Here is a 19,558-nt window from a genome sequence, read left to right as displayed (position 1 = left end):
GCCGGAACCGAATGCGTGGTTACGGCTGGACCGGCGGCAGGTACTGCAGGGTGGTGCCCAGCGCCCAGAGCAGGAACAGCACCAGCGGGATGTGCACCAGCAACTGGACGAAGCTGAAGCCGATCAGGTCGCGGGCCTTCAGGCCCAGCACACCCAGCAACGGCAGCATGTAGAACGGGTTGATCAGGTTCGGCAGCGCCTCGGCGGCGTTGTAGATCTGCACCGCCCAGCCCAGGTGGTATTGCAGCTCGTTGGCCACCTGCATCACGTAGGGCGCCTCGATGATCCACTTGCCGCCGCCGGACGGGATGAAGAAGCCCAGCACCGCCGAGTACACGCCCATGAGCAGCGCATAGGTATCGTGGGAGGCGATCTGCACGAAGAAGGTGGAGATATGGTGGGCGATGGTCGAGCCGTCGCCGCCCTTCACCGTGGTCAGGATCGCAGCGATAGAGCCATACAACGGGAACTGGATCAGCACACCGGTGGTGGTCGGCACGGCGCGGGCGACAGCATCAAGGAAGTTGCGCGGGCGCCAGTGCAACAGCGCGCCGGCCATGATGAACAGCAGGTTGTAGGTATTCAGCCCGGAGATCGCGGTGATCGCCGGCTTGGTGCTGAACTCGTGGACCAGCCAGCCACCGGCCAGGGCCACCAGCATCAGGATCAGCAGCGGGCTGTGCTCCAGCCACTCGCCCGGGCGGGTTGCCTTCGGCGCGCTGGGCGGGGTGAAGCTGACGTCCACGCCGCAGGCCTTGGCATCGCGGGCGCTGCCGGCGCCGGGTGCGGTCATGTAGGCGATCACCAGCGACATCAGCACCAGGGCCAGCAGCATCACGCCGGATTGCCAGAGAAAGATGGTCTCGGTGAACGGGATGACGCCGGTGATCGCCAGGATCGACGGCGGCAGGCTGGCCGGGTTGGCCTGCAACTGCGCGGCGGACGACGACAGGCCCAGCGCCCATACCGCGCCCAGGCCCAGGTAGGCGGCTGCACCAGCGGCGCGGTAGTCCATCTTCAGGTCTTCGCGGCGAGCCAGTGCGCGCACCAGCAGGCCGCCGAACACCAGGGACAGGCCCCAGTTGAGCAGCGAAGCGACCATGGAGATCAGCGCGACCCAGGCCACCGCCGAGCGGCCGTTCTTCGGCACGCGGGCGAACAGGTCGATGAGCCTGGAAGCCGGGCCGGAGCTGGCAACCACGTAACCGCCGATGACCACGAAGGCCATCTGCATGGTGAAGGGAATCAGGCTCCAGAAGCCGTCACCAAAGGCCTTGGCGGTCTCCGTGGCCGGCGCGCCGATGGCCAGCGCGGCGACGGTGACGATCAGCACCGCCAGTGCGGCGAAGACCCAGGAGTCGGGGAACCAGCGTTCGGCCCAGTTGGAACAGGCCATGGCGAAGCGCGCGGAGCGGCTGTCCTGCAAGGCAGTGCCGGGGGTGTGCACGTGGGAAGTCATAATGGTCTACCTCATTGTTCTTGTCATGGCTCAATTCGGATGAGCTCGTTGTGGCAATGGTGCGGTGTTCAAAAACAGAAAAACCGCCCGGCCTGCGTGGGGCCGAGCGGTGACGCAAGGGTTTGCCGGCACCGGGGGGACGCCGAAAACCGCGGCGGGATGTCGTCTGTCGGTGTGCCCACCTCCCATCCCGCCTGCCAGAGCAGCATTGCTACATGCCGCCCGGCGCTCGCCAATAGGTCGTTAGTCGCGCGCCTCAGTCCCGGACGAGGGCCATGGCGACACCCTGGCCACCGCCGATGCACAGGGTCGCCAGGCCCTTCTTCGCATCGCGGCGGAGCATTTCGTGGAGCAGGGTCACCAATACGCGAGCGCCGGAAGCACCGATTGGGTGGCCAAGGGCGACGGCGCCGCCGTTGACGTTGACCTTCTCGGCGTTCCAGCCCAGCTCCTTGCCGACCGACAGGGCCTGCGCAGCGAAAGCTTCGTTGGCCTCGATAAGCTCGACGTCGTCGAGACTCCAGCCGGCCTTTTCCAGGCAGCTGCGGGTCGCGGTCACCGGGGCGATACCCATGATCGACGGGTCGACGCCGCTGCTGGCATAGGCTTGGATACGCGCCAGAACCGGCAGGTTCAGACTGCGTGCGCGCTCGGCGCTCATCAGCAGCACGGCGGCGGCGCCATCGTTGAGGGTGGAGGCGTTGCCGGCGGTGACGGTGCCGTCCTTCTTGAAGGCCGGCTTGAGCTTGGCCAGGGACTCGGCAGTGGTGCCGGCGCGCGGCTGCTCGTCGGTGTCGAAGGACAGCGGCTCGCCCTTGCGCTGGGGAATCAGCACCGGGGTGATCTCGTCCTTGAAGCGCCCGGCTTCAATGGCCGAGGCGGCCTTGAGCTGGGACTGCGCGGCGAAGGCGTCCTGGGCTTCACGGCTGATGCCGAACTTCTCCGCCAGGTTCTCGGCGGTGATGCCCATGTGGTAGTCGTTGAAGGCATCGATCAGGCCATCGCGCAGCAAGGTGTCCTGCAGTTCTGCGTGACCCATGCGCAGGCCGGTACGGGCCTTGGGCAGTACATAGGGCGCCAGGCTCATGCTTTCCTGGCCGCCGGCGATCACCACGTCGGCGTCGCCACAGCGGATCGCCTGGACGCCGAGGAACAGCGATTTCAGGCCCGAACCGCAGAGCTTGTTGATGGTCATCGCGGGTACTTCAACCGGCAGACCAGCACCGATGGACGCCTGGCGCGCGGGGTTCTGTCCGGCGCCGGCGGTGAGTACCTGGCCGAGGATCACTTCATCGATCTGGTCCGGCTTCACGCCGCTGCGTTCGAGCAGCGAGCGGATCACCAGGCTGCCCAGTTCATGGGCGGGAATATTCGCCAGGCTGCCCTGGAAGGCGCCGATGGCGGTGCGGGTGGCGGCGACTATCACTACGTCTTGCATGGATCATTCTCCGGAAGGCTTGGGCTGCCCTCTCCCCCCCTCTCCCTTCGGAGCGGGGCGCGTAGCCAGGGTTGGGGAGCGGGAAGCGCGGGATAACTCAGAAGGTCATTTCCTTCACATCGTCCGGCACGATCAGGCGGCCGGCGGTCTTCTCGGCGATCTCGGCAACGCTCACGCCCGGCGCGGTCTCGCGCAGGATGAAGGCGCCGTCCTCGATCTCCAGGTAGGCCAGATCGGTGAGCACCTTGCGGATGCAGCCGGCGCCGGTCAGCGGCAGCGAGCAGCGTTCCAGCAGCTTGGATTCACCGTCCTTGGAGGCGTGGGTCATGGTGACGATGATGTTGTCCGCGCCGGCCACCAGGTCCATGGCGCCGCCCATGCCTTTCACCAGCTTGCCGGGAATCATCCAGGAGGCGATGTTGCCCTGTACGTCCACCTCGAAAGCGCCCAGCACGGTGAGGTCGACGTGGCCGCCACGGATCATCGCGAAGGATTGCGCGGAGTCGAAGATCGACGCGCCCTTCACCGCGGTCACGGTCTGCTTGCCGGCGTTGATCATGTCGGCGTCGACGCTGTCCTCGGTGGGGAACGCACCCATGCCGAGCAGGCCGTTCTCCGATTGCAGCATCACTTCCATGCCCTCGGGCACGTAGTTGGCGACCAGGGTCGGGATGCCGATGCCCAGGTTCACGTAGAAGCCATCCTGCAGCTCGCGCGCCACGCGCTGAGCCATTTGTTCGCGGGTCAATGCCATCTTCTTGTCTCTCTTGTCCGGTGGGCTCAGGAACGCACGGTGCGTTTTTCGATACGCTTTTCGAAGGTTCCCTGAATGATGCGGTCGACGTAGATGCCGGGGGTGTGGATCTGGGTCGGGTCCAGTTCGCCCGGTTCGACGATTTCTTCCACTTCGACGACGGTGATGCGGCCCGCGGTGGCGACGATGGGATTGAAGTTCTGCGCAGTGTGGCGATAGATGACGTTGCCATAGTGGTCGGCCTTCCAGCCCTTGACGATGGCGAAGTCACCGGTGATGGCGCGTTCCATCACGTAGTGGCGGCCCTCGAACTCGCGCACTTCCTTGCCATCGGCGACCGGGGTGCCGTAGCCGGTGGCGGTGAAGAAGGCCGGGATGCCGGCGCCGCCGGCACGGAGTTTTTCCGCCAGGGTGCCCTGCGGGGTCAGCTCGACCTCCAGTTCACCGGACAGCAGTTGCTGCTCGAACAACGCATTTTCGCCAACGTAGGAGGCAATCATCTTGCGGATCTGCCGATCCTCCAGCAGCACGCCGAGACCGAAACCGTCGATGCCGCAGTTGTTGGAGACCACAGTCAGGCCCTTCACGCCCAGCTTGCGGATCTGCGCGATGAGGTTCTCCGGGATGCCGCACAGGCCAAAACCGCCGGCCAGTACCGTCATGTCGTCGGTGAGCCCGGCGAGGGCTTCCTCGTAACTGCCTACACGCTTGTCGAGTCCTGCCATGTTGCTGCCTCTTTCTTATTTGGAATGTCCGACCCATCGGTCAGAGAGCGAATGCAGCTTCACCGGCAAAGACTGATTTGTTAAGTTTGTTTTTCCAATCGATTGATTTGGCGTATTTATAAATGACCGTAAAGCAACTGCGCGCCTTCCTCGCCGTGGCCCAGAGCTTGAGCTTCGCCCAGGCCTGCGAGCGCCTGCACCTGTCGCAACCGGCGCTGAGCCTGGCGATCAAGAGCCTGGAGGAATCCCTGGGCGGCCAGTTGCTGGTGCGCACTACGCGCAGCGTGGCATTGACACCCGAAGGCGAGACGTTGCTGCCGGTGGCACGGCGCCTGTTGGCGGACTGGGACAACGCCGAAGAACTGATGCACCAGCACTTCACCTTGCAGCTGGGCAAGGTTTCCATCGCCGCCATGCCCTCCTTCGCCGGCAACCTGCTGCCTGCCGTGCTGCGCACCTTCCGTGATCGCCACCCGAAGGTGAATGTGGCGGTACACGACGTGATCAACGAGCAGGTGCTGGAGATGGTCCGCAACCGCCGTGTGGAACTGGGCATCGCACTGGAACCGGACAGTCTCGACGGGCTGACCTTCACGCCCTTCTATACCGACCGTTTCGTCGCGGTGCTGCCGGCGGATTCACTGCTGGCGAATGAGGCGCGAATTACCTGGGAGCAGTTGCTGGAAGATCACTTCATCACCCTGCAGCGCCCGTCAGCCGTGCGCTTGTTGCTGGAAGACCAGTTGGCGGCACGGCATGGTCGACTGCCGGTGGCGTTCGAAAGCCACCAGTTGGTGACGGTGGGCCGGATGGTCGCCGAGGGGCTGGGCGTCAGCGCCGTACCGCGTCTGTGCCGGCAGCAGATGGAGGAGTTGGGCGCGCGCTGCGTGGTGCTTGAGGAACCGCGCATCGAGCGCCGCGTTGGCCTGTTCTGCCTGGCGGAGCACCAGTTGTCCAGCGCCGCGCAGGCGCTGAGCGATGTGCTGGTGCACGGGACAGATTGGGCGGGGATGGAGCGGGAGTGATCGCGCCACGGGCCCAAGAGCCCCTCCCAGAGGGAACACTTCGAGAGCGCCGGCTGACTCAGAATTTCTCCTCGCCCCGAACGTTCCCCTCTCCCTTTAGGGGAGGGTTAGAGTGAGCGAGATCCATGGTTGCGGAATCTCAGATCTTCCCCCCCATCCGCAAACTGATCTCCCGTGCCACTTCCAGCAGCGCCCCCGCCGCCTCGCCGTGAACTTCGGCGGCAAAGCTCGCTTGTGAGCCAACCACGGTAATCACCCCGGCCAGTTCGCGGCCGGTCTTGAACAGCGGCACCGACAGCGCGTTCACTCCAGGCATCAGCAAACCGTGGACCGCATGCAGTCCTTCGCTGCGAATGCTCTCCAGCACTGACTGGTCCGCGCCCTCCTCCAGCCCAGCCTTGAACGCCGCGAACACCAGCCCGGTGGATGAACCGTGCAGCGGCAACACCGAGCCTACCTGCGTGACCAGCGTGACCACGCCCTGGGCCGGCTCGACCTGCACCACGGTGGGCCCGTGACTGCCCCAGATGGCGAGGAAGCAGGTCTGCCCCAGCGCGTCGCGCAGATCGGCCAGCGCCGGGCTGGCGACCTTCACCACATCCAGCCGGCGGATTGCGGCCAGGCCGACGTACAGCGCCTCACGCCCCAGGCCGTAATGGTTGGTCAGGGGATCCTGCTCGGCGAAGCCACTGGCGATCAATGCCTGCAGGTAGCGATGAACCTTGGCCGCCGGCATGTCCAGGTACTCGCCCAGGCGCTTGAGCGAGGTGCTCGGCGCGAGGTCCGCCAGGGCCTTGAGGATCTGCGTGCCGACCTCGGCGGACTGCACCTTCGCGCCCTTCGTCGGGACGGAGTCTTCTGCGTCGTTCATGGTCTTCAACTTAAAGGAACTCCCGGACGGGCTTGACGGCCCGTCGACACGAAATTACGTTAATCGTAATTCAATTACGATAAAAAGAGTAAAACCACCATGACCGCCTCTCCTGCCTACCAATCCGGGTTCGGCAACGAATTCGCCAGCGAGGCCCTGCCGGGTGCACTGCCCGTAGGCATGAACTCGCCGCAGCAGGTACCGTTCGGGCTCTACGCCGAGCAGTTCTCCGGCACCGCCTTTACCGTCCCGCGCAGCGAAGCCCGGCGCACCTGGCTGTATCGCATCCGCCCGTCCGCCGCGCACCCGCGCTTCGAGCGCCTGGAGCGGCAGATCACCGGCACGGCGCTTGGCCCGGTCACGCCCAATCGCCTGCGCTGGAACAGCTTTGAAATCCCGCAGGAGCCTACCGACTTCGTCGACGGCCTGCTATGCATGGCCGCCAACGCCGAGGCAGAAGCCTGCAGTGGCGTCAGCCTGTATGCCTACCGCGCCAATATCTCGATGCGCCGGGTATTCTTCAACGCCGACGGCGAACTGCTGATCGTGCCCCAGGCCGGCCGCCTGCGCCTGGTCACCGAACTCGGCATGCTGGAGGTCGAACCGCTGGAAATCGCCGTGATCCCGCGCGGCATGCGCTTGCGCGTCGAACTGCTCGACAGCCAGGCCGCCGGCTATATCGCCGAGAACCACGGCGCCGCCCTGCGCCTGCCCGACCTCGGTCCCATCGGCAGCAACGGCCTGGCCAATGCCCGCGACTTCCTCGCCCCGGTGGCGCATTACGAAGACGTGGAAGGCCCGGTGCAACTGGTGCAGAAATTCCTCGGCGAACTCTGGGCCACCCAGCTCGACCACTCGCCGCTGGACGTCGTCGCCTGGCACGGCAACAACGTGCCCTACAAGTACGACCTGCGCCGCTTCAACACCATCGGCACGGTGAGCTACGACCACCCGGACCCGTCCATCTTCACCGTACTGACCTCGCCCAGCGACACCCATGGCATGGCCAACATGGACTTCGTGATCTTCCCGCCGCGCTGGATGGTGGCCGAGAGCACCTTCCGCCCGCCGTGGTTCCACCGCAACCTGATGAACGAGTTCATGGGCCTGATCCAGGGCGTGTACGACGCCAAGGCCGACGGCTTCGTCCCCGGCGGCGCCTCGCTGCACAACTGCATGAGCGCCCACGGCCCGGACAACGCCACCACGCGGCAGGCCATCACCGCCGACCTAAAACCCCACAAGATCGACCAGACCATGGCCTTCATGTTCGAGACCGGCCGCGTGCTGCGCCCCAGCCGCTTCGCCCTCGACTGCCCGCAGCTGCAGCCTGACTACGACAGCTGCTGGAGCGGCATGCAGAAGACCTTCGACCCTTCCCAGGAGCAGTAACATGAGCGCCGCCCACAGCACACAAAGCTGGATCGAATCGGCCAACGGCCACCCGGATTTTCCCCTGCAGAACCTGCCGCTGGGCGTGTTCAGCCCGCCGGGTGACTCGCCCCGTGGCGGCGTGGCCATCGGCGACTACATCTTCGACCTGAAGACCGCTTGCGAAACCGGCCTCTTCCACGGCGCCGCGCACCAGGCCGCGCTGGTGGCCAGCGGCGACAGCCTGAACGCCTTCTTTGCCCTCGGGGGCACCGCACGACGTACCCTGCGCGATGCGCTGATCTACCTGCTCAGCGAAGGTAGCGGCGAACAGAAGCGCATGGAGCACTTGGGCGCCGCGCTGCTCAAGCCCCAGGCCGCGTGCCGCATGCACCTGCCGGCCAAGGTTGGCGACTACACCGACTTCTACGTCGGCATCCACCACGCGAAGAACGTCGGCAAACTGTTCCGCCCGGACAACCCGCTGCTGCCCAACTACAAGTACGTGCCCATCGGCTACCACGGTCGCGCGTCCACCGTCGTGCCCTCCGGCACCGAGGTGCGCCGCCCCAACGGCCAGACCCTGCCCGCCGGCGTCGACGTACCGACCTTCGGCCCCTGCGCACGCATGGACCTGGAGCTGGAACTGGGCATCTGGATCGGCCAGGGCAACGACCAGGGCAAGGCGATCCCGATCAATGCGGCCTCCGGCCACATCGCCGGCTTCTGCCTGCTCAACGACTGGTCCGCGCGTGACGTTCAGGCCTGGGAATACCAACCGCTGGGACCGTTCCTGTCGAAGAGCTTCGCCACCACGGTGTCGCCCTGGGTGGTCACCGCCGAGGCGCTGGAGCCTTTCCGCGTGGCCCAGCCGGCCCGCCCGGAAGGCGACCCGCAGCCGCTGCCGTACCTGTACGACGAAAGCGACCAGCAACACGGCGCTCTGGATATCGAGCTGGAAGTGCTGCTGCACACTGCGCGCATGCGCCGCGAACACCAGGCTCCCGAGCGCATTGCCCTGAGCAACACGTTGAACATGTACTGGACGGTCGCACAGATGGTCGCGCACCACAGCGTCAATGGCTGCCGCCTGCAACCGGGCGACCTGTTCGGCTCCGGTACCCTCTCCGGCGAGACCCCTGACAGCTTCGGCAGCCTGCTGGAAATGACCTTTGGTGGAAAGCAGCCGGTGGTGCTGGCCAATGGCGAAGAACGGCGCTTCCTCGAAGACGGCGACGAGATCATCCTGCGCGCCCGCTGCCGCCGCGAGGGGCATGCGACCATCGGCTTCGGCGAATGCCGCGGACGGATTCTGCCAGCGCACTGATGCGATTCCCGCGGACCGTAGGGCGCATAACGCGTCAGCGTTATTCGCCCTACGCCTCATACCGCTCTGCGCTCCACCCATCCTACGACTCGCCACCGCGCGAGGCTTTTCGTAGGGCCGAGGGGGACGCCTAGTCCTTGCTCGCGAACAGCCAGTGTCACCGCGGCTGGGCGGTTCGCGAGCAAGCTCGCTCCTACAAGTCCGGTCCGATACAAATCCCGCGCAAAAAAAACGGGCCCGAAGGCCCGCTGCTAAACGAGGGTGTTGCTCTCTCTATCAATCAGTGCGCGATGCACACCGACTTGATCTCGGTATAGGCCTCGACCACGGCACGGCCGAACTCGCGGCCCATGCCCGACTGCTTGACGCCGCCGAAGGGCATGCTCGGGTCGAGCAGCACGTGGGCGTTGACCCACACGGTGCCGGACTCGATGCGCGGCACCAGGTTCATCGCCTTGCTCAGGTCGTTCGTCCACAGGCTCGCGCCCAGACCGTATTCGCTGTCGTTGGCCATCTCGATGGCCTGGTCTTCATCATCGAACGGCAGCACCGCCAGCACCGGGCCGAAGACTTCGTCACGGGCCACGGCCATCTGCATGGTCACGTCCGCCAGCACGGTGGGCTGCACGTAGAAACCGTTGCCAGCGATCCGCTCACCGCCACAGACGATGCGCGCGCCCTGCTCACCGGCGCGGGCAATGTGCTCCAGTACGCTGCGCTGCTGCTTGGCGGATACCAGCGGGTTGATCTGCGCGGATGGATCCATGCCCTCGCCCAGGCTCATGCCGGCGACGGCAGCGGCCAGCTTCTCGACGAACTCGTCGTAGCGCGAGCGATGTACGTAGAAGCGCGAAGCCGCAGCGCAGACCTGGCCGTTGTTCAGCAAGCCGCCCAGCAGCGCGCCCTGCACCGCGTTGTCGATGTTGGCGTCGGCCAGCACGATCATCGGGTTCTTGCCGCCCAGTTCCAGGGCAAAGCGGGTCATGTTCTGCACGGCGGCCAGGCCGACGCTGCGACCCACCGCAGTGGAACCGGTGAAGGACACCTTATTGACCAACTTGTGGCTGGCCAGGCCACCACCGATACGCGGGCCATCGCCAGTCACCAGGTTGAACACGCCGGCCGGTACGCCGGCTTCGAAGGCCAGTTCAGCCAGGCGCAAGGCGGTCAGAGGAGTTTCCGAAGCGGGCTTGATCACCACGCTGTTACCGGTAGCCAGTGCCGGGATCAACTTCCACACAGCGATCATCAGCGGGAAGTTCCACGGCACGATGCCGGCGACCACGCCTACCGGCTCGCGGCGGGTGTAGGCGGTGAACTTGGCGCCCGGCGGCAGCGGGATGGAGACGTTCAGCGACTGGCCTTCGATCTTGGTCGCCCAGCCAGCCATGTAGCGCATGAACTCGACGGTGGCGCCCACATCCAGCATACGCGCGATATTGATCGACTTGCCCTGGCTGAGGGTTTCCAGCTGGGCCAGTTCTTCGCCGTTGGCTTCCACCAGGTCAGCGAAGCGCAGCAGAATGCGCTCGCGGTCGGCCGGGCGCAAATCGGCCCAGACGCGGGACTTGTAGGAGGCGTGGGCGGACTTCACCGCGTGGTCGAGCAGGTCGGTGTCGATGTCGGCAACGCTGGAGATCGCCTCGCCGGTGGCCGGGTTCAGCACGTCGGTGCGGGCGCCTTCGGGCACCACCCAGGCGCCGTCGATGAAGCAGCCATGCTTGCGCTGCAGGAAGGCCGTGACCTTGGGCAGAGTCTGTGTGACGTTCATGGTCTCTCCTGGAATATCAGTGCTGCTGGCTCAGCCAGCAGGTGAGCGCCCGCCGCTCGGCCGCGTCGGCCAAGCCTGCAAAGGGCATGTAGGTTCCGGGCACGGCGGCCTGGGGCTGGCTGACGAAGGCGTCGAGATTGTCGCGCGACCAGGCCGCGCCCTTGCTCTTCATCGCCTGGGAATAGCTGAAGCCGGCGAGCGAACCGGCCATGCGGCCGACCACGCCATGCAGGTTGGGGCCCATCATGCCGGGGCCGTCGGCCTTGGCGGTGTGGCAGATCGAGCAGTCGCGGGCGAAGACGGTCTCGCCTTTCTGCGCATCGTTTGCCGGGCAGCCCCCGGCGAACGCCAGGACCGGTTGCAGCAGCGCGCCGGCCAGCAGCAGGCCGAGGGCACCGAATCGGAGCTTGTTACGGGACATCGGGATATCACCTTCGAGAACAGCGTGCGGCCGAGAGGGCGCGCGTCATCGAAGCTGATTGTTGCCAGCGGCGCTCGGGAGAGTCTTTTCCTCTGTGCCAGACGTGTTGGCGGGAGTGCCAGGATGGCACTCAGGTGACGAGGATCATTGTGCGAAAGCGTTCGCGAGCAAGCTCGCTCCTACAGAGGTAGCACCGTCGCTCTCTTCGTAGGACCGAGGGGGGACGCCTGGTCCTTGCTCGCGAACCCGCATGGGCACGGTGCTAACCCACGGCATGGGTATCGCTGCGCTCCCCCCATCCTACAAAGGTGTCAGTCGAGGGGAATGGTGCAGATGGGCTTCAACATAGGGTGGCGTGGCGCGCAGCGATACCCATCACTCACGGCACGAAGCCGCTAGGTATCGCCGTCGACCGGCTGAATCAATTGGCGTAACGCTTGCGATACTCGCCCGGAGAAACCCCGAAGCGCCCCTTGAACGCCGTGGAGAAGTAGCTCGAATCGGAGAAGCCCCAGGCATAGCCCAGCGCCGACAGCTTCTGCTCGAACTGGGCGTTGCGCAGAGTTTCGGCGCAGAAGTCCAGGCGGCGGTTCTTGATGTACTGCGCCACCACCAGGCCCTTCTTGGCGAACATGCGGTACAGGCCGCGCACCGAAATGCCCACTTCACGGGCGATCAGCTCGGGGCAGAGCTCTTCGGCGCCGATGTGCTGGTCGATGAAGACGGTGGCCTTGCGGAACATGCGTTCGTGGTTGTCCTGCTCGGCGTCGTGGCTGGCCAGCGCCGGGCGCAGCAGCGTCACCAGGGCGTCGAGGGTCGCTTCGCTTTCCAGCATGCCGAGGCTTTCCTGCTGGCTGGTCTCGACGATCAGTCGATTGGCGAGCACGGCAATCGGCGAGCTGGCGGGGATCTTCGAGGCGCAGGTCACTTCCGACATGCGCAGGCCGCGCTCGATCACCTGGCGCGGAAGGATCAGCGAGAGCTGCCGGGATTCCTCCAGGTAGGTCATGTCGCTGGGGCGGCTGGCGTCGATCAGGCTGATGTCGCCTCGCGACAGCTCCACACGGTTGTCGCCCTGCTCCAGGCGCGAGCGCCCTTCGAGCTGGAACACCGCGTAGTAGTGGCCGCCGGCGCTGGAGCCGACCTCCTTGCTGGTCCGGTACAGGTGCACCTGGGCCATGTCGACCACGGAAAGCTTGATCGCACCGCCCTGGTACTCGCGCAACCGTCCATGGAACTGGGGGCCGAGGGTACGCGCATCGAAACGACCGCACGCCCGGTTGACCTGTCCCAGCCACGCCTCGAAAGCGTCATCCCTCAATGTCGATGAAGAATTCATGACCTGCAAAGCCTCACACGCATTGTTTGTTGTTATTCAGCGACAGCCTCATGGGCCTGTCGTCATCGTCCGCCGCTCGCCTTCTCAGGAAGGATTCGCGGCGGTGTCCCCGCGCTGCAACCGCAGCGTTGCAGAGCGGGAGGCATTTTTCACGCCAACTCCTGTCAGTTCAATCCGCCGAAACGCTTGTAGAAGCTTTCCCCGACGTCCGGCAGCGGGCCGTCGGCGGTCTCCAGGTTGCGGTTCAGCCAGTCCTCGGCCTTGGCGTGGATCAGTCGGTAGATGTTGCGGCACAACTGTCGCGCGGCGCGGCCTTCCCAATCACCCGGCAGCAGTTCGTCGGGCAGTTGTGGGTCGCGCAGTAGCAGCCGGCGGTATTCGTGGATCAAAAGGGTGCGCGCCAGGAAGCAGTCTTCCGGGCGCAACTGGTCCTGCTCGCGCAGTGCCTGCCAGAGCGGGCGGAACAGCTGGATGAATTCGCTGTAGTGCTCGCCGAGCTCGTCGATCTTCCAGCTCTCGCGCACCTGCAGGCGCATGGCACGGGACGCCAGCACGTCCTGCGCGCGGGTTTCGAAGACAATGCAATCGTCGGCGACTTCGAGATCCTGCAGAGTCGCCATGACGTCGCTGCGGTCGGCGCGCGGGCAGGCCATGACGGTCGGCGAAATCGCGCCAAAGCCCTGCCATTCCAGTTCCTCGCGGACCTGCTTGCGCTTGTCGGCAGCGATCTGCGAGAGCATCACCAGGGTCCAGGAACCGTCCCAGGCCGGCAGGCTGGAGCTGTAGACGCGCTTGAAGGCCTTCTCGAACCGCCGCCGGCCGGTGCCGGTCAGGCTGTAGTAACTGCGCCGGCCGACCTTTTCGGCGGTCAGCCAGTCTTCCTTGGTCAGGCGGAAGATCGAGGTGCGGATCAGCCGCTCGTTGATGCCGAACGGTTCCAGCAGATTGATCAGGCTGCCCAACCAGACGGTGCCGCCGTGGGGTTCGATGGCATCGCCATACAGGGTGATGATCAGCGAACTGGCGCGGATCGGCGTCTGTTCCTGGAAGCGATTGATCAGCTGGTTCAGCGGTGCTAGAGCGGTCATGGCACGTTGCGCAGGCGAAGGAGCGGCGACTATACCTGCCCGCCGCACCGCCTGGCCATTGGAGCGAACCCCAGTACTCATGCGCCCTTCCCTGCCTCTGCCTTCGGCCGGAAACCGGAATCCCCCAGGCGCGGGCGCTCTTCTTCTATCTCTGCCAGCGGCTGGCACTCCACCAGGCTTTCGATACAGCGCCTGGCCAGGGCCTGGTATTCCTCGGTGCCACGGCGCTTCCAGGCGATCTCTTCGTCGCTGAGGCTGCGCTTGACGCTGGCCGGCGCGCCCATCACCAGGCTTTGCGCAGCGCACTCGAACTTGGCCTTGACGAAGGCGGCGGCTGAAACGATGGATCGAGCACCGATCTGCGCGTAATCCATCACCACGGCATTCATGCCCACCAGGGCGTCCTCGCCGATCCGGCAGCCGTGCAGGACGGCGCCATGGCCAATGTGGCCGTTGCGCTCGACGACGGTGTCGCTGTCCGGGAACCCGTGCATGACGCAGGTGTCCTGAAGGTTCGCGCCCTCTTCGAGGACGATCCGCCCGAAATCACCGCGCAGTGCCGCCAGAGGGCCGACGTAACAGCCGGGGCCGACGATAACGTCGCCGATCAGCACGGCGGTGGGATGGACATAGGCAGTCGGGTGTACGACGGGGCGCACGCCCTCGAGGCTGTAGCAAGGCATCGGGCTCTCCAGCTTTTCGGCATCGCTGCGCAAAGCGTTTTGTTCTTTTGCAAATCTTGTATCACATCAAATAGAAACCGACCAATCTAAATCTGCCGTATCGCTTCCAGCGACCACCTGAGGGGCTTTAAAAATCCTTGTAAAACCAGCAAATACGCTGGAGCCATCACCTTGCACGAGAACCGAACCGATTCATTCGATGGCATCGGCAGAAACAATTTAGACACGCAATTTAACTTTCGTAGTTGTTTTACTGTATCGCTTTAGGCCTATACTGCGGAAAGGCCGGAGTCGGGCAACGCCTGCCTCCCATAATTCCAATACCAGCCGGCCATGCAGCCGTGCGTGCAGCCTGAGGACGATGTCATGCCTCGCACCCTTGCCGTTCAGATGCCTGAAGCAGGCGTCCGCCTGATCACATTGCAGCGCCCCGAGGCGCTGAACGCCCTGAACACCGAACTGCTCGGCGAACTGGCCAGCGAACTCGACGCCGCCGAACAGGACGTCGAAACCCGCGCCGTGGTGCTGACCGGCAGCCGCAAGGCGTTCGCCGCCGGCGCCGATATCAAGGAAATGGCCGAGCGCGACCTGGTCGGCATCCTCAATGACCCGCGCGTCGGTTACTGGCAGCGCATCGCCGCCTTCTCCAAACCGCTGATCGCCGCCGTCAACGGCTTTGCCCTGGGTGGCGGCTGCGAGTTGGCGATGCACGCCGACATCCTGATCGCCGGGGAAGACGCCCGCTTCGGCCAGCCGGAAATCAACCTTGGCATCATGCCGGGCGCGGGTGGCACCCAACGCCTGCTGCGCGCCGTGGGCAAACCGCTGGCCATGCAGATGGTGCTCACCGGCGAGGCCATCGATGCCCGCCATGCCCAGCGCGCCGGACTGGTCAGCGAAGTCACCCAACCCGAGCTCACCGTCGAGCGCGCCCTGCAGATCGCCAGAGCCATTGCTGCCAAGGCGCCGCTGGCCGTGCGCCTGGCCAAGGAAGCACTGCTCAAGGCCCAGGACACCGACCTGGCCAGCGGCCTGCGCTTCGAACGCCACGCCTTCACCCTGCTGGCCGGCACTGCCGACCGCGACGAAGGCATTCGCGCCTTCCAGGAAAAACGCCAGCCGGCCTACGAAGGCCGCTGAGCATCCAGTTGATTTCCGCCTATTGATGGAGCGAGTCCGCCCATGAACTTCGAGCACATCCTGTTTTCCATCGAGGACGGCGTCGCCCTCCTCAGCCTGAACCGCCCCGAGCAGCTGAACAGCTTCAACACCGCCATGCACGGCGAAGTGCGCGAGGCGCTCAAGCAGATCCGACAGAACCCGGAAGCCCGCGTGCTGCTGCTGACCGGTGAAGGCCGCGGCTTCTGCGCGGGCCAGGACCTGTCCGACCGCAACGTCGCGCCCGGCGCGGAAGTGCCCGATCTCGGCCAGTCCATCGAACAGTTCTACAACCCGCTGATCCGCACCCTGCGCGACCTGCCGCTGCCGGTCATCTGCGCGGTGAACGGCGTGGCCGCCGGCGCCGGCGCGAACATTCCGCTGGCCTGCGACCTGGTGCTGGCGGCGCGCTCGGCCAGCTTCATCCAGGCCTTCTGCAAGATCGGCCTGATCCCCGATTCCGGCGGTACCTGGACCCTACCGCGCCTGGTCGGGATGGCCCGCGCCAAGGCACTCGCGCTGCTGGGCAATCGCCTGACCGCCGAGCAGGCCGAGCAATGGGGCCTGATCTACCAGGTGGTGGACGACGCCAACCTGCGTGAGGAAGCCCTCAAGCTCGCCCGTCATCTGGCCACCCAGCCGACCTACGGCCTGGCGCTGATCAAGCGCAGCCTCAATGCCAGCCTGAACAACAGCTTCGACGAACAGTTGGAGCTGGAACGCGACCTGCAGCGCCTGGCCGGGCGCAGCGAGGACTACCGCGAGGGCGTGGCCGCCTTCATGGAAAAACGCACCCCCAGCTTCAAGGGCCGCTGATCGATGAGCGCACTTCAGCAAGACGCGAAAGTCGCGGTCATCGGTGCCGGCGCCATGGGCGCGGGTATCGCCCAGGTTGCCGCCCAGGCCGGGCATCTGGTGAAGCTCTACGACAACCGCCCCGGCGCCGCCGCCCAGGCCATCGACGGCATCGACCGCCAGCTCGGCCGGCTGGTGGAAAAAGGCAAGCTTGACGCCGAAGCTCGCAGCGCCATCGTCGCCCGCCTGCAACCGGTGGAAGCCATCGACGCGCTGGCCGATTCGAAGCTGGTGATCGAGGCCATCGTCGAGAACCTGGAGATCAAGCGCAGCCTGTTCCAGCAGTTGGAAGCGCTGTGTGGCGACGACTGCATCCTCGCCAGCAACACCTCCTCGCTGTCCATCACCAGCCTCGCCGCCGGCCTCAAACGCCCGCAGCAGGTGGTCGGCATGCACTTCTTCAACCCGGCACCGCTGATGGCGCTGGTGGAAGTCGTCTCCGGCCTCGCCACCGATCCCGTACTGGCCGACCGCCTGCATGCCACCTCGCTGGCCTGGGGCAAGAAGCCGGTTCACACCAGGTCGACCCCCGGCTTCATCGTCAACCGCGTGGCGCGCCCCTTCTACGCCGAAAGCCTGCGCCTGCTGCAGGAAGGCGCCGCCGACTGCGCGACGCTGGATGCGCTGATGCGCGACGCCGGCGGCTTCCGCATGGGCGCCTTCGAGCTGACCGACCTGATCGGCCACGACGTCAACTACGCCGTCACCTGCTCGGTATTCGCCGCCTACTACGGCGACTTCCGCTTCCAGCCCTCGCTGATCCAGAAGGAACTGGTGGACGCCGGCCGCCTCGGCCGCAAGAGCGGTCGCGGCTTCTATGACTACGCCGAAGGTGCCGAGCACCCGCAGCCGGCCAGCCTGAGCAGTGCCTCGCCTGTCAGCGCCTGCGTGCTGGAGGGCGACCTGGGCGTCGCCCAGCCGCTGGTGCAGCGCCTGAAGGACGCTGGCATCGAGATCGTCCAGCGCGCCGGCAATGGCCTGCTGCGCGTCGGTGATGCAGTGATCGCACTGTCCGATGGTCGCCTCGCCAGCCGGCGCGCCAAGCAAGACGGCCTGCGCAATCTCGTGCTGGTCGACCTCGCACTGGATTACACCAAGGCTTCGCGCCTGGGCATTGCCTGCTCGGCGGACACCACGCCCGCAGCCCTCGACCAGGCCGTCGCCCTGCTGGCCAAGGCCGGCATCGCCGCCAGCCGCCTGAGTGACACGCCTGGCCTCGCCGTGCTGCGCACCGTGGTGATGCTCGCCAACGAAGGCGCGGATGCCGTGCTGCAAGGCGTCGGCAGCGCCGCTGATATCGACCTCGCCATGCGCGCCGGCGTGAACTACCCGCAGGGCCCGCTGGCCTGGGCCGGGCAGATCGGCATCGGCAACGTGCTGCGCGTACTCGACAACCTGCAGGCCGCCTACGGCGAGGACCGCTATCGCCCGTCCCTGCTGCTGCGCCGCCTGCATGCCGAGGGGAGAGCTTTCCATGACTGACACCAGCCAACTCGCCCGCGACTGCGCCGAGGCGATGTACGAGCGCGACCAGGCCACCCGACGCATGGGCATCCAGTTGCTGGATGCCGGCCCCGGCAGCGCCAAGCTGTCGATGCGCGTGCGCGAAGACATGATCCAGGGCCACGGCACCTGCCACGGCGGCTACCTGTTCGCCCTCGCCGACTCGGCCTTCGCCTTCGCCTGCAACAGTTACAACGACGCCACCGTCGCCATTGGCTGCAGCATCGATTACGTGGCGCCGGCCCGTGAAGGCGACGAGCTGATCGCCAGCGCCTTCGAGCAGAGCCGCAGCGGCCGCACCGGCAACTACGACGTGCGCATCGAGAATTCCCAGGGCCAGCTGATCGCCCTGTTCCACGGCAAATCCTACAAAGTGCGCGGCACCGTGCTGGCGCAGGAGACCTCCGCATGACAGACCTCACCGACGCCCTGATCATCGACGCGGTGCGCACGCCGATTGGCCGCTACGCCGGCGCCCTGTCCGGCGTGCGCGCCGACGACTTGGCGGCGATCCCAATGAAGGCCCTGATGCAGCGCCACCCGGAGCTGGACTGGAGCGCCATCGACGACGTGATCTTCGGCTGCGCCAACCAGGCCGGCGAGGACAACCGCAACGTCGCGCACATGGCCTCGCTGCTGGCCGGCCTGCCGGTCACCGTACCCGGCACCACGCTCAACCGCCTGTGTGGCTCGGGCCTCGACGCCGTGGGCAGCGCCGCCCGCGCCCTGCGTTGCGGCGAGGCCAGCCTGATGCTGGCGGGCGGCGTGGAATCCATGTCCCGCGCGCCGTTCGTGATGGGCAAGTCCGAGCAGGCCTTCGGCCGCAGCGCGGAGATCTTCGATACCACCATCGGCTGGCGCTTCGTCAACAAACTGATGAAACAGCAGTTCGGCATCGACTCCATGCCGGAGACGGCGGAGAACGTCGCCGAGCAGTTCAACATCAGCCGTGAAGACCAGGATGCCTTCGCCCTGCGCAGCCAGCACAAGGCTGCCGCCGCGCAAGCCAACGGCCGCCTGGCGAAGGAAATCGTCCCCGTGGAGATTCCCCAGCGCAAAGGCCCGGCCAAGCTGGTCGAGCAGGACGAACACCCGCGCGGCGACACCACCCTGGAGCAACTGGCCAAGCTCGGTACGCCGTTCCGCGAAGACGGCAGCGTCACCGCCGGCAATGCCTCGGGCGTTAACGACGGCGCCTGTGCCCTGCTGATGGCCAGCCCGGCCGCTGCCGCGCGTCACGGCCTGAAAGCCCGCGCCCGCGTCGTCGCCATGGCTACCGCCGGCGTCGAACCGCGGATCATGGGCATCGGCCCGGTGCCGGCGACTCGCAAGGTGCTGGAGCTGGCCGGCCTGTCGCTGAACGACATGGACGTGATCGAGCTGAACGAAGCCTTCGCCGCCCAGGGCCTTGCCGTGCTGCGCGAGCTGGGCCTGAAGGATGACGACGCACGGGTGAACCCCAACGGTGGCGCCATCGCCCTCGGCCACCCGCTGGGCATGAGCGGTGCGCGGCTGGTCACCACCGCCCTGCATGAACTGGAGGAACGCGGCGGCCGCTACGCCCTGTGCACCATGTGCATCGGCGTCGGCCAGGGCATCGCCCTGATCATCGAAAGAATCTGATCCACAGGGAGCTTCGGCCCCGCACCGCCAGTCGCCAAGTGCGCCGGCTGGCAGACAGAGCAACGTCTCTGGCAGGGGTTCGAATCCTTCCGCGAACGGGGGCGTTATGCTGCTCCCATGACACTCGCAGCCCGCTTACGGGCTGGC

At 65.9% G+C, this 19,558-nt stretch carries 18 protein-coding genes; 8 read left to right on the top strand and 10 right to left on the bottom strand.

Features of this window, described 5'->3' with window-relative positions; genetic code table 11:
- Positions 1 to 19 precede the first annotated feature (19 nt).
- The 4 genes from PNI01S_RS22875 to PNI01S_RS22860 form a co-directional block, all read right to left on the bottom strand.
- Positions 20 to 1,459: a short-chain fatty acid transporter gene (locus PNI01S_RS22875; protein WP_038803667.1), complete on the bottom strand. Its 1,440-nt coding sequence runs from the start codon at positions 1,457 to 1,459 to the stop codon at positions 20 to 22.
- Between the two features lie 256 nt (positions 1,460 to 1,715).
- On the bottom strand, positions 1,716 to 2,897 hold the full coding sequence (locus PNI01S_RS22870; RefSeq protein WP_084359283.1) for an acetyl-CoA C-acetyltransferase: 1,182 nt from the start codon (positions 2,895 to 2,897) through the stop codon (positions 1,716 to 1,718).
- 97 nt (positions 2,898 to 2,994) lie between these two features.
- Positions 2,995 to 3,651 carry a CoA transferase subunit B gene (locus PNI01S_RS22865; RefSeq protein WP_065085236.1) on the bottom strand — a complete coding sequence of 219 codons (657 nt, stop codon included), beginning with the start codon at positions 3,649 to 3,651 and terminating at the stop codon, positions 2,995 to 2,997.
- A 26-nt stretch (positions 3,652 to 3,677) separates the two neighbouring features.
- Positions 3,678 to 4,376 carry a CoA transferase subunit A gene (locus PNI01S_RS22860; RefSeq protein ID WP_024764444.1) on the bottom strand — a complete coding sequence of 233 codons (699 nt, stop codon included), beginning with the start codon at positions 4,374 to 4,376 and terminating at the stop codon, positions 3,678 to 3,680.
- Positions 4,377 to 4,498: 122 nt separating this feature from the next.
- Between PNI01S_RS22860 and PNI01S_RS22855 the strand changes: the two genes are divergently transcribed.
- Positions 4,499 to 5,401 carry a LysR family transcriptional regulator gene (locus PNI01S_RS22855; protein WP_024764443.1) on the top strand — a complete coding sequence of 301 codons (903 nt, stop codon included), beginning with the start codon at positions 4,499 to 4,501 and terminating at the stop codon, positions 5,399 to 5,401.
- Between the two features lie 139 nt (positions 5,402 to 5,540).
- On the opposite strand, the gene PNI01S_RS22850 is transcribed toward PNI01S_RS22855, so the two are convergent.
- The gene (locus tag PNI01S_RS22850) at positions 5,541 to 6,272 is read right to left on the bottom strand and encodes an IclR family transcriptional regulator (RefSeq protein ID WP_084359281.1); all 732 of its coding nucleotides are present in this window, start codon (positions 6,270 to 6,272) and stop codon (positions 5,541 to 5,543) included.
- 99 nt (positions 6,273 to 6,371) lie between these two features.
- Here PNI01S_RS22850 and hmgA point away from each other — a divergent pair, with 99 nt between their 5' ends.
- Together hmgA and fahA are read left to right on the top strand one after the other, a co-directional pair.
- On the top strand, positions 6,372 to 7,664 hold the full coding sequence (hmgA, locus tag PNI01S_RS22845) for a homogentisate 1,2-dioxygenase (protein WP_024764441.1): 1,293 nt from the start codon (positions 6,372 to 6,374) through the stop codon (positions 7,662 to 7,664).
- Position 7,665: 1 nt separating this feature from the next.
- Positions 7,666 to 8,970 (top strand): fumarylacetoacetase, encoded by a 1,305-nt coding sequence (gene fahA / locus PNI01S_RS22840; protein WP_084359279.1) that lies wholly within the window; start codon positions 7,666 to 7,668, stop codon positions 8,968 to 8,970.
- A 280-nt stretch (positions 8,971 to 9,250) separates the two neighbouring features.
- Here the strand turns inward: fahA and PNI01S_RS22835 are convergent, their stop codons facing one another.
- The 5 genes from PNI01S_RS22835 to paaY form a co-directional block, all read right to left on the bottom strand.
- Complete coding sequence (locus PNI01S_RS22835; RefSeq protein WP_084359277.1) at positions 9,251 to 10,741, bottom strand: aldehyde dehydrogenase family protein; 1,491 nt, start codon at positions 10,739 to 10,741, stop codon at positions 9,251 to 9,253.
- A 16-nt stretch (positions 10,742 to 10,757) separates the two neighbouring features.
- Positions 10,758 to 11,162 (bottom strand): c-type cytochrome, encoded by a 405-nt coding sequence (locus tag PNI01S_RS22830; protein WP_024764438.1) that lies wholly within the window; start codon positions 11,160 to 11,162, stop codon positions 10,758 to 10,760.
- Between the two features lie 421 nt (positions 11,163 to 11,583).
- Positions 11,584 to 12,501 (bottom strand): transcriptional regulator FeaR, encoded by a 918-nt coding sequence (gene feaR, locus PNI01S_RS22825; RefSeq protein WP_024764437.1) that lies wholly within the window; start codon positions 12,499 to 12,501, stop codon positions 11,584 to 11,586.
- Positions 12,502 to 12,665: 164 nt separating this feature from the next.
- Positions 12,666 to 13,589, bottom strand: coding sequence for a phenylacetic acid degradation operon negative regulatory protein PaaX (paaX, locus tag PNI01S_RS22820; RefSeq protein ID WP_024764436.1), 924 nt, complete (start codon positions 13,587 to 13,589; stop codon positions 12,666 to 12,668).
- 77 nt (positions 13,590 to 13,666) lie between these two features.
- Positions 13,667 to 14,272, bottom strand: a complete 606-nt coding sequence (gene paaY / locus PNI01S_RS22815) for a phenylacetic acid degradation protein PaaY (protein ID WP_084359320.1) — start codon at positions 14,270 to 14,272, stop codon at positions 13,667 to 13,669.
- Positions 14,273 to 14,638: 366 nt separating this feature from the next.
- Between paaY and paaF the strand changes: the two genes are divergently transcribed.
- Genes paaF through pcaF form a run of 5 tightly spaced genes read left to right on the top strand, consistent with a single transcriptional unit; the run spans position 14,639 to position 19,411 of the window.
- Entirely contained in the window at positions 14,639 to 15,412 is a 774-nt protein-coding gene (gene paaF, locus PNI01S_RS22810) for a 2,3-dehydroadipyl-CoA hydratase PaaF (protein ID WP_084359275.1), read from the top strand.
- Between the two features lie 42 nt (positions 15,413 to 15,454).
- A complete protein-coding gene (gene paaG, locus PNI01S_RS22805) occupies positions 15,455 to 16,246 on the top strand; it encodes a 2-(1,2-epoxy-1,2-dihydrophenyl)acetyl-CoA isomerase PaaG (protein ID WP_084359273.1) in 792 nt (263 codons plus the stop codon).
- Positions 16,247 to 16,249: 3 nt separating this feature from the next.
- Positions 16,250 to 17,767 (top strand): 3-hydroxyacyl-CoA dehydrogenase PaaH, encoded by a 1,518-nt coding sequence (paaH, locus tag PNI01S_RS22800; RefSeq protein ID WP_084359271.1) that lies wholly within the window; start codon positions 16,250 to 16,252, stop codon positions 17,765 to 17,767.
- The gene (gene paaI, locus PNI01S_RS22795; RefSeq protein WP_084359269.1) at positions 17,760 to 18,200 is read left to right on the top strand and encodes a hydroxyphenylacetyl-CoA thioesterase PaaI; all 441 of its coding nucleotides are present in this window, start codon (positions 17,760 to 17,762) and stop codon (positions 18,198 to 18,200) included. Before paaH ends, paaI begins: the two co-directional genes overlap by 8 nt.
- A complete protein-coding gene (pcaF, locus tag PNI01S_RS22790; RefSeq protein WP_084359267.1) occupies positions 18,197 to 19,411 on the top strand; it encodes a 3-oxoadipyl-CoA thiolase in 1,215 nt (404 codons plus the stop codon). Before paaI ends, pcaF begins: the two co-directional genes overlap by 4 nt.
- Positions 19,412 to 19,558 lie beyond the last annotated feature (147 nt).

It is taken from the genome of Pseudomonas nitroreducens NBRC 12694, assembly GCF_002091755.1.
GTDB classification, from domain to species: Bacteria; Pseudomonadota; Gammaproteobacteria; order Pseudomonadales; family Pseudomonadaceae; genus Pseudomonas; species Pseudomonas nitroreducens.
The sequence above is the reverse complement of the archived record's forward strand: the minus strand, read 5'-3'. Positions and strand labels throughout refer to the sequence as shown.

Coding starts and splice junctions, on each gene's coding strand:
- PNI01S_RS22850 (WP_084359281.1), bottom strand. CDS start 6,272: ATGAACGACGCAGAAGACTCCGTCCCGACGAAGGGCGCGAAGGTGCAG.
- paaF (WP_084359275.1), top strand. CDS start 14,639: ATGCCTCGCACCCTTGCCGTTCAGATGCCTGAAGCAGGCGTCCGCCTG.
- PNI01S_RS22835 (WP_084359277.1), bottom strand. CDS start 10,741: ATGAACGTCACACAGACTCTGCCCAAGGTCACGGCCTTCCTGCAGCGC.
- paaG (WP_084359273.1), top strand. CDS start 15,455: ATGAACTTCGAGCACATCCTGTTTTCCATCGAGGACGGCGTCGCCCTC.
- PNI01S_RS22860 (WP_024764444.1), bottom strand. CDS start 4,376: ATGGCAGGACTCGACAAGCGTGTAGGCAGTTACGAGGAAGCCCTCGCC.
- PNI01S_RS22870 (WP_084359283.1), bottom strand. CDS start 2,897: ATGCAAGACGTAGTGATAGTCGCCGCCACCCGCACCGCCATCGGCGCC.
- hmgA (WP_024764441.1), top strand. CDS start 6,372: ATGACCGCCTCTCCTGCCTACCAATCCGGGTTCGGCAACGAATTCGCC.
- PNI01S_RS22830 (WP_024764438.1), bottom strand. CDS start 11,162: ATGTCCCGTAACAAGCTCCGATTCGGTGCCCTCGGCCTGCTGCTGGCC.
- paaX (WP_024764436.1), bottom strand. CDS start 13,589: ATGACCGCTCTAGCACCGCTGAACCAGCTGATCAATCGCTTCCAGGAA.
- paaI (WP_084359269.1), top strand. CDS start 17,760: ATGACTGACACCAGCCAACTCGCCCGCGACTGCGCCGAGGCGATGTAC.
- paaH (WP_084359271.1), top strand. CDS start 16,250: ATGAGCGCACTTCAGCAAGACGCGAAAGTCGCGGTCATCGGTGCCGGC.
- pcaF (WP_084359267.1), top strand. CDS start 18,197: ATGACAGACCTCACCGACGCCCTGATCATCGACGCGGTGCGCACGCCG.
- PNI01S_RS22855 (WP_024764443.1), top strand. CDS start 4,499: ATGACCGTAAAGCAACTGCGCGCCTTCCTCGCCGTGGCCCAGAGCTTG.
- paaY (WP_084359320.1), bottom strand. CDS start 14,272: ATGCCTTGCTACAGCCTCGAGGGCGTGCGCCCCGTCGTACACCCGACT.
- PNI01S_RS22875 (WP_038803667.1), bottom strand. CDS start 1,459: ATGACTTCCCACGTGCACACCCCCGGCACTGCCTTGCAGGACAGCCGC.
- PNI01S_RS22865 (WP_065085236.1), bottom strand. CDS start 3,651: ATGGCATTGACCCGCGAACAAATGGCTCAGCGCGTGGCGCGCGAGCTG.
- fahA (WP_084359279.1), top strand. CDS start 7,666: ATGAGCGCCGCCCACAGCACACAAAGCTGGATCGAATCGGCCAACGGC.
- feaR (WP_024764437.1), bottom strand. CDS start 12,501: ATGAATTCTTCATCGACATTGAGGGATGACGCTTTCGAGGCGTGGCTG.